At 55.2% G+C, this 12,060-nt stretch carries 10 protein-coding genes; 5 read left to right on the top strand and 5 right to left on the bottom strand.

The window, feature by feature from the left end:
- Positions 1 to 56: 56 nt before the first annotated feature.
- Together WG31_RS03210 and WG31_RS03205 are read left to right on the top strand one after the other, a co-directional pair.
- Entirely contained in the window at positions 57 to 1,613 is a 1,557-nt protein-coding gene (locus WG31_RS03210) for a B12-binding domain-containing radical SAM protein (RefSeq protein ID WP_245191553.1), read from the top strand.
- Positions 1,614 to 2,226: 613 nt separating this feature from the next.
- Positions 2,227 to 3,327: a Hint domain-containing protein gene (locus tag WG31_RS03205; RefSeq protein WP_245191552.1), complete on the top strand. Its 1,101-nt coding sequence runs from the start codon at positions 2,227 to 2,229 to the stop codon at positions 3,325 to 3,327.
- 79 nt (positions 3,328 to 3,406) lie between these two features.
- On the opposite strand, the gene WG31_RS03200 is transcribed toward WG31_RS03205, so the two are convergent.
- Positions 3,407 to 3,961, bottom strand: a complete 555-nt coding sequence (locus tag WG31_RS03200) for a recombinase family protein (RefSeq protein ID WP_063353630.1) — start codon at positions 3,959 to 3,961, stop codon at positions 3,407 to 3,409.
- A gap of 313 nt (positions 3,962 to 4,274) precedes the next feature.
- On the opposite strand from WG31_RS03200, the gene WG31_RS03195 reads away from it, so the two are divergent.
- Positions 4,275 to 6,038 carry a Hint domain-containing protein gene (locus WG31_RS03195; protein WP_082823117.1) on the top strand — a complete coding sequence of 588 codons (1,764 nt, stop codon included), beginning with the start codon at positions 4,275 to 4,277 and terminating at the stop codon, positions 6,036 to 6,038.
- Positions 6,039 to 6,125: 87 nt separating this feature from the next.
- Here WG31_RS03195 and WG31_RS03190 read toward each other — a convergent pair whose 3' ends face one another.
- From WG31_RS03190 to WG31_RS03175, 4 genes are read right to left on the bottom strand one after another with little or no spacing between them, the layout of a single operon-like run.
- Entirely contained in the window at positions 6,126 to 6,665 is a 540-nt protein-coding gene (locus WG31_RS03190) for a hypothetical protein (protein ID WP_006117060.1), read from the bottom strand.
- Between the two features lie 42 nt (positions 6,666 to 6,707).
- Positions 6,708 to 7,382, bottom strand: a complete 675-nt coding sequence (locus tag WG31_RS03185) for a hypothetical protein (protein ID WP_245191551.1) — start codon at positions 7,380 to 7,382, stop codon at positions 6,708 to 6,710.
- Between the two features lie 3 nt (positions 7,383 to 7,385).
- Positions 7,386 to 8,222 (bottom strand): winged helix-turn-helix domain-containing protein, encoded by an 837-nt coding sequence (locus WG31_RS03180; protein WP_035354218.1) that lies wholly within the window; start codon positions 8,220 to 8,222, stop codon positions 7,386 to 7,388.
- Entirely contained in the window at positions 8,222 to 8,890 is a 669-nt protein-coding gene (locus WG31_RS03175; protein ID WP_063353629.1) for a hypothetical protein, read from the bottom strand. The genes WG31_RS03180 and WG31_RS03175 overlap by 1 nt, the downstream gene beginning before the upstream one ends.
- A gap of 157 nt (positions 8,891 to 9,047) precedes the next feature.
- Between WG31_RS03175 and WG31_RS03170 the strand changes: the two genes are divergently transcribed.
- Entirely contained in the window at positions 9,048 to 9,845 is a 798-nt protein-coding gene (locus WG31_RS03170; protein WP_006117056.1) for a LexA family transcriptional regulator, read from the top strand.
- A gap of 217 nt (positions 9,846 to 10,062) precedes the next feature.
- Positions 10,063 to 12,057 (top strand): Hint domain-containing protein, encoded by a 1,995-nt coding sequence (locus tag WG31_RS03165; protein ID WP_063353628.1) that lies wholly within the window; start codon positions 10,063 to 10,065, stop codon positions 12,055 to 12,057.
- Positions 12,058 to 12,060 lie beyond the last annotated feature (3 nt).

Below are 12,060 nucleotides of genomic sequence, written 5' to 3'. Positions count from 1 at the left end.
CATGCCAAAAGCCCGCCCGCGCCGCATTGCAGCAAACGCATGGATATGCCAAATCCATGCCCTGCGTGCATTTCTGTTATTACAGCGCACGCAGCACCATACCGCCACCCCGCAGGCCAGCTTGGGGGCTGCGTTTGGTTACGGTGCGCACACATCCGCCATGCTTGAGCGGAGGTGGACAGCCCCCCACCCCTGCTTATGTATATTCCGTAACAAAGGGGCGCTATCTGCCCATTTTTTCTTTTAATACAGCAGATCCTGATACCCACATGCCAGCAAATGACCTACGCCTTCTGATCATTCAGCCCACGCATTATAAAGCCCCTACAGACCGAACGCTGTTCAAAACCAAGCGCAGGCAGATGGTGCCGCTTGCCCTGCCGTATCTGGCCGCCCTAACCCCGCCAGAATGGAAGGTAACGCTGCTGGATGAACAGCTTGAAGATATAGATTTTGATGCGCCGGTGGATGTTGTGGCCCTTACGGCCTGGACGCTCCATTCCTACCGCGCTTACGATATTGCCAAGGAATTTCGTAAACGCGGCGTAAAGGTTATTATGGGCGGCCCCCATGTGTATTTTAACGCCGAAGAAGCCGCAGAGCACGTAGATGCCGTGGGCGTGGGTGAGGCCGAACCCATCTGGAAAGAAATGCTGGATGATGCCGCCGCCAACCGGCTGAAAAGCATTTACCGCGCCACCCCCCTTAAGGAACTGAACGGCCTGCCCGCCCCAAGGTATGACCTGCTGGACCTTAAAAAGTTTGGCCCCTTCCGCACCTTTGCCGTGCAATCCTCCCGCGGGTGCCCGTTTGTGTGCGATTTCTGCTCCGAACGGTTCTACCTTGGTGGCCGCTACCGCTGGCGCCCGGTGGACGAAATGGTGAACGAGCTGAAGCTTATCAAGAACCGTGGCAGCCACTTCTTTTTTGGTGAAAGCAACTTTGGCGGCAAAAAAAGCCGCGCCATGGAACTGATGGAAGGGCTGGTGCCGCTGGGTATCCGCTGGTCCACCCTGTGGTCTTCCAATTTGTGCCTGGATAAAGAGTTTCTGGATCTGGCGCGCAAATCCGGCGTGATGCACGTAAATATCGGTATTGAAAGTATTGATAAGGATATTCTGGACGGCATGCGCAAAGGCTGGAACAAAGCCAGCCGCTACCATGAAATGTTCGAAAACCTGCGCCAGCGCGATATCAGCTACTCGCTCAACTTCATCTTTGGTTTTGATGATGAAGACCACGATATCTACCGCGCCACTATCTCCTTTCTAGAAGAACACAAGGTGCCTGCGGCGTATTTTAACATCCTTACGCCCACCAAAGGCACGGCGCTGTTTAACCGTATGGAAAAGGCAGGCCGTATTATCAACGCGCCAGAAATTGACCGCTGGCCCGGCCAAATCTGCCAGATCTGGCCCAAAGATTGCTCCCCCCGGGAAATGGAAGCCCGCATTCAGTGGATGTATAAAAAGTTTTACTCCATGCGCTCCATCTTCAAGCGGCTGCCCTTTCCGCCGCGCACCCGCTCGGACATGTCATCGTGGATTTTGGATCTTACAGAACGCCGCATGGCTTTTTCCTCCACCGGCAATAACGATTTCGATATCTACTAACATTTTGCACCCCCGGCCTTTCCCCTGCCACAGCGCGGGGGAAAGGTTCTGGTAGACCAGAACCAAATTGCATTTCAGATATACTTAATTTGCATATAATGTGTGCAAAGCATACAACAGATTGATAATCACGTTAGATAAACATTTACACATTCCCTCGCATTGGAAAAAAATTCTTACATTGCTGTTATAATTTCTGGTTTTCCAATTTTTAGCTTCTGCGTATCTTTTGCGTAAATGCATTTTTCATGGATGCACCAAACAAAATCCGTATAAATTTCAATAAATAAAAATATTACCTTTTAATTTTATTTGGATTATTTGTATTTTTACTTAAGTTAAATTTACATATACACAACATAGTAAAATGATAAACTAAGCCTCGGCCCGGTTTATTTGCTTTTATATCTTGGCAAATTTTTTATGGCTGGTACAGTATGGCGCAAACAAGGCCTGATGGACGCAGTTGCTACACACATTAGGCAGTCGTGCCTTATTCCTCAGGCTTTGAAAAAAATTCTGGATGCTTCTTGTTCTGCAAGGATCAAGGAACATTTTATGTAGAAGCACAGATACGGAAGCCTTTTTCCGTGGTGTAAGTCAGAAGGAAGAAATGACAGCGCTTCCCCGCCATGCGGTTGTGCATGACATTCACGACAAATCCGGTCAGGCCCTTCCCGATGGCGCTTTCGCACGCCATCCAGATATCTCTGTACCGGGCGTTCTTCATAATACCAACATTCATACGCAAACCGGGCCGCTGCCTGTTCAAAGCCTAACCCCCGGCCATATGCTGGTAACGTATGATCCGGAAATGGCAGAAACCCCTGCCCCGGTTACCAAGGTTATGCCGCAATATATTTGCGTGCTGCCCGGCCTGCCAGAAGATGAGGCCGGATACCCCATACGCGTGCTGCAAGATGCCATTGCAGATGGCCTGCCCATGCAGGATGTGCTGCTTACGCCAGACCAATGCCTGTTTTTTGAAAACAAGTTTGTGCCCGCAGCACTGTTGGTAAACCGGCTTTCCATCTTTTACGATCACACCTTCGAGCACTACACGGCCTACCCGCTAGAAACAGATGGCCCCGCCATTATTGTGGCAGAAGGCCTGCTGGTAGCCAGCGCGCTGCCGCCCTGCCCCAACAATACACACTGGCACACCCGCACAGATGCCCCCGTGGTAACAGAGCGCGATGTTGTAGGCGCACTTTACCACCGCCTTTTGGCGCGGGCGCAAAGCCGCGGCCTAAAGCACGATCTGTTTGCCCCACCCGAAATGACGCATGAGCATGACCTCAGCCTGATTACGGATACCGGCAAGCTTATTCGTAAAATGCGAGAGCAGAACAATCTGGCCATGTTCATGCTGCCGCCCAACGTGCATGAAGTGCATCTTTCCACCCGCGCAAGCAGGCCGGTAGATGTTATTGCACCTTACGTGCAGGACAAACGGCGGCTTGGCATACGTGTGGGGGAAATTACCCTTCAGGAAAACAGAAAGCCCCGCAAGATTTCTTCACATATAGAGAAAGACCTTTCTGGCTGGCACGCGCATGATGGCCAACCCGGCCGCTGGACAGATGGCCACGCCCACCTACCCATGACAGCAGAGCGCAGCCAGAACAAAATGGGGCTTTTGTCTATCCAGATTCTAGACAGCATCCCGTATATGAAGCACGATTTTCATGGGCCTCGCAAAACCCACAAGTAATGCAAAGGGTTTTGCAAACAATGTGTTCAGGATAATAGCCCGGTAAAACGGGCAAGGGGTATCATCCTGAACACATCATTTATGATTTACGAGGCAACTTTTTTAATAACCTCGAAATCATGCTGATACTCACATCATATTCCTGGGCAATCTCACGCAGGGTATGGCCTTTAGCGCGCGCCTGCGCCACGGCCTCTAGCTGTTGTTGTGTTAATTTACTGGGGCGGCCCATGCGGCACCCGGCAGATATAGCCTTATGCCGGCCAGAAGACATGCGTTGGTGTATAAAGCGTTTTTCAAGTTCTTCCAGCCCGCCCAGCATTTCCAGCATAAGCGCACCACGCCCGGCAGATGTATTAATCCACGGTTCTTTTAAGGAAACCAGCGTGCAATGCTTGTTCTGAACTTGCATGACAATATCACGCAAATGCCGCCAGCCGCTTACAATACAGTCCATCTGCACCACGGCAATACGCATGCCTGCCTTTTGCCGCGCCACAAACTGCAAAAAACATGATCCGGTTTTTGAAAAAGAGCCATTGAATATAACACGGCATCCCGATTCTTCCAGAAGCTTTTTTTGCTCATCCCGGCTTACAAAAGGGCAATCTGCACTTACATATCCTATCATCATAACCTTGCTCCGCGTGCAGATAAGTTTTTGGGATAAAATTTTATAAAATCTCCCATTTTTTCAAAAAACTTCCAAACTTCTCGCGGCGGCTTATATCACCGCTTCCGCCATATAGAAACAATCCGTACCAAAAACAGTTCATTTTGAATTATGTATTAATTTTAATTTTATGAATGTTGTTAGTATTTAAACACTTTTTCTAAAAGTTTCTTATTTATGAAAATAAATATCCGTAACGCCTCATCTGCGTTTGCCTATATTATACATGCAAGAATCAGAAATATTCTTTATTTCCAGTACATCATTTAGGAACATGCCGATGTCCAGTCTTTATGGTTATGGCAACACTGTCACCAAAAGCGGCAGTTACACACTCTTTCCTGCGCTGTGGGTTTTGGGTGTTGCATCTCTCGGCGGAGCGGACGCTACATTTGAAGGTAGCAATGTTACAGCTACGCTTAGCTTTGCACCTACAATTATTGGCGCCATTAACCCCTACAGCGTTACGGCAGAAGATGGCGCAAACGTTACCGTTAATGTTGGCTCTACCGTGCTCGGCCTGCTTACGGGTTCCACCTTTACAGCAGATGGCGGCACCATTTCCCTTACCGGCGCCAATGTTATTACCGCGCTTACCGGCACAACATACAATATCGAAAACGGCGGCACCCTTAATCTGGGCGTTGTGCAGCAATCCGAAATTTCCGCACTCAGCGGTGCAGGTATTACATTTGGCAGTGGTGGCGGCACGCTGGTGGTTACACCCGCAAGTGGCGTAGAAATTCTAACATTCACCAACATTGATGGTTTCAGCAACGCAGGGGCCACTATCGAAGTTCCCGGTGCTGGTTACGTTACAAACGCCACATATAATGGCACCAACACAACCATTACCACCAACACCGGCATTACCGTTGTTGTGAATGGAGATTACACCCCCGCCACCAAAACGCTTTACCAGGCCACCAGCGGGGGCAACCTTTACCTTAGCGCCACGGCACAAAACAGCACCGATACAACGGGCGTTCTGGTTTGCTTTTTGCCCGGCAGCATGATCCGCACCCCCAACGGTGATGTTGCAGTAGAAAACCTTGTTGTGGGGCAGGAAGTTCTTGCATTTACAGCAGATGGCCAGCCCGTTGCGCGCCGCATTACATGGGCAGGCAAGGCGCAGGCCCGCACCAACCCCGCTGCGGCGGATGATCTGGCAGGCTACCCCGTGCGCGTGCGCGCCAACGCCATTGCCGCCGGTGTGCCCGAAGCAGATCTGCTGATTACGCCAGAACATTGCCTGTATCTGCAAGGCCAGTTTGTGCCTGCGCGCATGCTGGTAAACGGCACATCCATTGCGTATGACACAAGCTTTGCCAGTTACGATTACTACCATATCGAAACCGAAGGCCACGCCATTATCATGGCCAACGGTATGCTAACAGAAAGCTATCTGGATACAGGCAACCGCAGCAGCTTTACGCAGGCAGGCCCCGTGGCGCGCATTGGCGGCGCAGTAAAAAGCTGGGCGCAGGATGCCGCCGCAAAGCTGGAAACCAGCCGCACATTTGTAGAACCGCTGTTTCGCACTCTGGCCGAACGTGGCAGCACGCTTTATGCAAACACCGCGGCACAAAGCACAGAAAAATCTGCACAGCCCAACCTGCATCTGGTCACCGCACAAGGCCATACGGTACACCCGCTGCGGCATGAAAACGGCATGTACACCTTTATGCTTTCCGCACAGGGGGCACAAAGCGTCTCTCTGGTATCACGCACATTCCGCCCGTGCGATGCAGAAGGCCCGTTTGTAGATGATCGGCGCATGTTGGGTGTGGCTGTTGGGCATATCAGCATCACATCTGCTGGCACGCGCCAGCCTGTAACGGCGCATCTTACAACCGATATGCTGGAAGGCTGGCACGCGGTAGAAGTATCTGGGCAGGCACGTTGGACAAACGGCCACGCCAAGCTGCCTCTGCCTGCTACATTGCAGGGGCTTTGCCAGTTGCATGTGCAGGTTTTGGCAACAGGCGCTTACACTGTGGCCGCGCATAACGCACAGACCAAAACCGCGCTAGCGTAAAAAACCGCACAGCACTGCATACGCTTTGCAAAAAATGGGCCGGTGCGTGGGCATCGGCTCCTTTTTGCGTGGGTGCATTTCTGCACGTTACGGCTGCACAACTTTCTTTTCTACATCAGCCTTTTTGCGTCTGCTGGCCTTTTTGGCCTGCTCTGCACGGCGCAGCGTTACCTCCAGCGCGGCAAGCTGCTCCAGCACCAAAGCACATTGCGCCGCTATCTTGCGCTGCGCAGAACTGCTGGAAATTGCGGGAAACAACGCCTCCCCCATAGCGCGGAAGGAAAGATCATCCACCAACATCATGCGTAAACGCTGGTGCGCACACAGGCCCAGCGCATCGCGCACCGCCGTAATGCGCCCCATAGCCTGTGCGCGCACCATCTGCCAGGATACGGCATCATGCCGCACGGTTTGCCCTTGTGGGGCGGGGCCTGTGTGTTCCAGATAATCAAAATAGCCAAACACATAGTTGCGGCACCACCGCTCTGCGGCATCGGCGGCTTCTTGCGTAATATCCCCTGCCTGCAACAGCCCCTGCACCGTGCGGCGCGGCCTGTTAAGGGCAGCCTGCGCCACAAGGCCAGCGGGGGCAGATGTGTTGGGTAAGGCTGTGGCCTGATTTTTCATGTGTGTTCCGTATTTTTGCGGTATTTACAAAGCGTTATTGGGTTATGGCGTGCGTGTGGGCCGCCCCAGCAGGGCCTTGCAGCCGTGGGCATCGCGCCAGATGGTGTTTGCAAAAGGCAGCAGCACAGCGCGCAATTCTGCCGGAGCAGGCCAACGCGCCCCCACCGGGTAACCGTTGCGGGCCGGTTGCCGCGCCCATGCCAAACGCGCCTGCGGGCACCACGCCCCGGCGGGAATATCTGCGCACACTTCATAAATGGCGCGGCACTGTGCCGCCGCATCCGCCGCCCCCGGTGGGTTGGAAACAAGCTGCCCCAGCTTTTTCAGCCACGCCGCCACAACAGGTTGGCTTACGGGCTGCATGGCCACCTGCACACGCTGCCAGCACGCCTGCACATGCGCCACAACATCCGGCGGCATATCTTGCGCAGTTAACGCCACACCCTCTCGCCTTGCGGCAAACAGCGCCTGCACATCGGGCGGCGCGGGGGTGTAACCACCAGCAAGGGGAGTGGGCGTTATTGCACCTGCGCCCTTTGGCTGTGGCACGCCCTTGGCATTTTCTGCACGCAAGATCGGGCCGCAAGATGCGTTGCCCTGTAGGGGGCGTGTTGCCGTATTACGCGGGGCTTGCGCCTGTTGCGTTGCAGGGTTTTGTGTGGGCGCGCCCCGTGCAAATGCCGCGCCCGCTGCCTGCGCCTTGTAAAGCTGCGGCATGTTTTACACGCCCTCCATATCCGGCACGCCATCCCACGCGGCCATGCGGCGCGCGTGCGGGCTGGTGGGTTCTGGGGCGGGGCGCATCTGCAACTGGGTGCGTAGGGTGGCATCTATCCACGCCACGGGTTCGGCGGGGTTGAACGTGGCGCATTCGGCCAGCACGTTCAGCACCACGGCGGCATCATCCCCCGCAAGTTTGAGCCAGCGGCCCAGAATGGCACGGGCGGATCGATCCGGCCTGCCGGTGGCTTTTTTCAAAAAATCCAGACCAGATTTGAACAGATGCGTGCGCGCATCCGTATCCGGCCCGAACTTTGTGAGGGGATGTTCTGCTTCTGCCTCTGTTTCTGCCTCTGCTTCTTGGAGCATAACCGCAGCACGGGGCGCAGGCGTTATCCCCTGCTCTGCCCCCGATAATGAAGGCTCGGCCTTAAGCTGCGGGTTGCCACCTGTGCGGCCCCATGCGGCCCCGGCATCGGATGCGGCGCGGTCTCTCACCAAACGGCGAGAATACGGCACGCCCTCCGCCGTGGTGGCATACACGCCCGCATCTTGCAGCTCTGCCATATAGCGCCGCACCTGCTGGGGGCTTACGCCCACCATCTGGGCAATCTGGCGCGGGTGCAGGGGTTTGCCGTTAACGCATAAATGCCCGTAAGGCTCGGCCTCGTGCATCAGGCACAACAGGCGCATCCACAGCCCTTGCGCCGCCAAGGAGCACAAACGCAAAGCCGGATCTCGCTCATGATCCTGCCACCAAAACTTGGACCATCTGCGCCGCGTGCTGGCGGGTGTGGCGGCAGGTGTGGCGGGGGATGAAGCAGCGGAACGTGGCATTAGGCGGCGCCTCCGTTCCACAACAGGGCTTGGGCCAATGCGGCCTCATCCTGCTGCCATGTGGTGGGGGTGGCGTGCGCCTGCGTGGGCTGCCAGCGTTCCAGCCCTTTCCATAACCCGCGCATGGCAATGGGGTGGCCTGCGGGCAGGGGCTCAGGGTCTCTTACCAGTTCAGCATAGCCTTTGGGTTGGGGCGCATGGGCGGGGGCTTGGGCTGTTAGGGCATCTTCATACCGCATCAGCACTTGCCGCACGCCCTCCATGCAGCGGCCGACCTCCCGCCCGATCCGCCGGAAGGAATAGCCCTTGCGCCGTAGCCCCACCATGTTGGCCACCACCTGCGCAGATGTGCCGGGCCGCTGCGCCTGCTGGCAGGCCTGTGCGTTTACCCCGCCTTGTGCGGGCAGCACCAGCGCCGGTGTGGATTCGGCACGGTGTTGTGATGTGTCACACCATCTTAACGCCTTGGAAACGTTTTTCCCGTGGTCTTTTTTTCCCTTAAGGGCCGGGGTGTCCCCCTTTTGTGCAGCCGGGTGCAGCACGGGCGCATTGGGGGGCATAACCCCACCCTTTTTGGGTGCGCACAGTAAGTTAGGAAACTGCAAAACATTATGATTTGAAATACTATTTGGTAAAATCCCAAACACATTGGAACCGGAAGCAGGCATAATGGGGTATCCGTGGTTGCGGGGTGGCTGGCCATTTACACCACCAAAACATGGCCTGCCCCGGACGCTATGGTGACCACTCCCGCAGCGTCAACCCAAAAATTGTGATATATCCCCTTTTGCGCCCGCGCCCCCGGCATGGAATAGTGCGCAGGCAATGACAAGATCACCTGTGGCAGATGAACTGGAACGCCGGATGGCCCTGCTTGGGCTTTCCCAAAAGGCACTGGCCCGCAAGGCGGGGGTGGGCGATACCTATGTGCGCGATATTCTTAAGGGGAAATCTCGTAATCCGGGTGGGGAAAAGCTGGAATGCATTGCCGCAGTGTTGGGCTGCACCGCGCGGGATCTGCTTTTTCCGGGGGTGGATCACACCCAGCCGGGGCTGATGCTGCGTGAACGCCGCACCCCGTATTTGCCCCCACCGTTTACACCTGCCACAGCCCCCACGCGCGGGCGGTTGCACCATTCTTGTGCATCTGCAACGCGTATGGCGCCCCCCCCCCTTTCTGCCCCGCCGCCAGCCCCCGCGCCGCCGGGCTATGTTGTGGTGCCGTTTTTGGCGCAGCGCGGCACAGCCTCTGGCCGGTATGATGAAGCGCAGATGCTGGGCAGCCCCAAATATTTTGAAGAAAGCCTGATAACCCAACGCCTGAACGCCCGCGCAGAAAACTTGCGCGCCTTAAGCGTAGAGGGCCAAGCCATGGAACCCCTGCTGCGCGATGGTGATACGGTGCTGATGGACACACGGCGCACCACCATGGCCGAACCGGGGCTTTTTGTGCTGTTTGATGGGGAAAACGTGGTGTGCCGCTGGGCAGAACGCACGTTTGACCCCCAAGGCCGCCCCTTGGTGCAGATAAGCTGTGAGAACAAGCGGTTTTCTGCCTGCACACTGCCCGCCAGCCGGGTGCAGATATTGGGCCGCGTTGTATGGTATGCGCACTGCGTATAAATAATGTGACTTTTTTACAACAAAATCCTTAAAATCCCGTTAAAAGTTCACTTTTTCTTTAACAAGACCCTTGCGGTCCTGTTTGCGGCTGGGTAAATACGCCTTATCAAGAGCGTTAAAAGCGAGCTAACAATGCCTTAAAGAAAACAAAAACACCAAGTACTAAAGTGTACTAAGTGGGTTTCTTTACTGTATTCATGCAGGACTATACAAATCTATGACAACACCCGATTGGACTTCTGGTTCAAACTACACGTGGGCTGGCCCTGCTTCTGGTGGGGTGTGGACCGATGCCAGCAACTGGCAATACGACGGCGAACCCGCCACGCATGCGCCAAATAACCAAACCAGCGGCGCCATTACCATTCCGGCTGGCGCTACGGTTACCATTCCATCTACTGTAAGTTCTCTGGGGTATCTTACGCTGGACGTGCAAGGCACGCTGGTTATGCCAAGCAGTGATTCCCAACTGACATTCAGCAAGCTGGTCGTAGAAAATGGCGGCCAGGCCACCATTTCCCGCACGTTGAATATCAATGGCGGCCTGCAAATAGATAACGGCGGCACAGCCACGTTTGAAGGTGTGACACAGAACTGGACCAACCCAGCCCTTAACTTTGCCTTGCAACAGGGGGGCACGCTTAATATTGATAAATCCAATATTGTATTGGGGAATGTCAATCAGGGCAGCGGTAAAGGCACACTCAATATTACGGGTGGTTCTGTTGTCAGCACAGCCAGCAATTCCACCGATTTATCTGGCCCCATTCATGTTACCGGCTCCAGCTTTACGGATTCCAGCTCTCTTGCCAGCACAACCGTACTCACGCTGAATGATGGCGCCACCGCCACGCTAAGCACTTCTGCCTATCCGGCAGATGGCTCCACCGTTGTATTTGGCACTGGCAACAACACGCTTGTGCTGCCCAACCTGCAATACGGCGCCAACAAGGTGAACATAGAAAACCTGAAAAACGGTGACAGGCTTGGCGTGGATGGCACAAAGGTAACCACCGCCACACTTTCCGCCAATAATGTTGCACTCGCCACCGCAAGCGGCACGCCCATTCAGGTTAAAAGTGTTACGTATGACAGTTCCTACACGGATGCGCCCACGGGGGATAAAACCCAGACTGTCACCATTGATAGCGGGCAAGGCGTGATCTGCTTTTTGGCAGGCAGCATGATTGCCACGCCCAACGGTGTGGTGGCGGTGGAAAACATCCGCCGAGGTGATGAGGTTCTTACTTTTGTAAACGGCGTAACCCATGTGCGCCCGGTGGTATGGGCTGGCATGGCGCAGGCCACCATAAACCCCGCCCTGCCCGATGATATGGCAGGCTACCCTGTGCGTATTCTGGCCGATGCCATTGCGCCGGGGGTGCCGTATCAGGATCTGCTGGTTACGGCGGAACACGGCATTTTTGCCAATGGCATGCTGGTACCCGCACGTATGTTGGTAAATGGCAGCAGCATCTTTTTTGATCGCTCCATAACCGATTACACCTATTACCATGTAGAAACAGCCGAACACAGCATTATCATGGCCAACGGAATGCTGACAGAAAGCTATCTGGATACCGGCAACCGCCGCAATTTTGTATCCGATGGCAATGTTGTCACCATTGGGGCCAAGGCCAAAAGCTGGGCAGAACACGCGGCGGTACCGCTGGGCACGGCGCGCCATGTGGTGGAACCCATATGGCGTGTGCTGGCCGCGCGTGCGCCAGATGTTGCGGGCCATATGGCTGTTTGCGCCAAGCCAGAAATAACCCACAGCCACGGGCTGCACCTTGTTACGGCAGCGGGCACAGTTATTCGGCCTTTGCGGGCAACGGGGCGCAATATCTCCTTTATGCTGCCTGCGGGGGTGGAGGAGGTGCGCCTTGTTTCACGCGCATCTCGCCCGTGTGATGTAGAAGGCCCGTTTGTAGATAAGCGCCGCATGCTGGGCGTGCTGCTGGGCCGCGTAACGGTGCTTTCTGCTGGCACGGCCACAGAAATAACCACCCATCTGGCCTACGCAGATGGCGCCTATGGCTGGCAGGATATGCCCCAGCCCACCACGCGGTGGACAGATGGCAACGCCCTTCTGCCATTAAGCGCCACCACGGCACGCGGCCCCGCGCTGCTTACGGTGGAAGTGCTGCAAGCTGGCCCTTATCTGGCCACGCCCGCAGCATTTACGCTGCCAGTGGCCGCCAACGGCTAACAC

It is taken from the genome of Acetobacter oryzifermentans, assembly GCF_001628715.1.
Lineage (GTDB): Bacteria > Pseudomonadota > Alphaproteobacteria > Acetobacterales > Acetobacteraceae > Acetobacter > Acetobacter oryzifermentans.
Note: the sequence above shows the minus strand (reverse complement) of the source record. Positions and strands in the feature narration are given on the sequence as shown.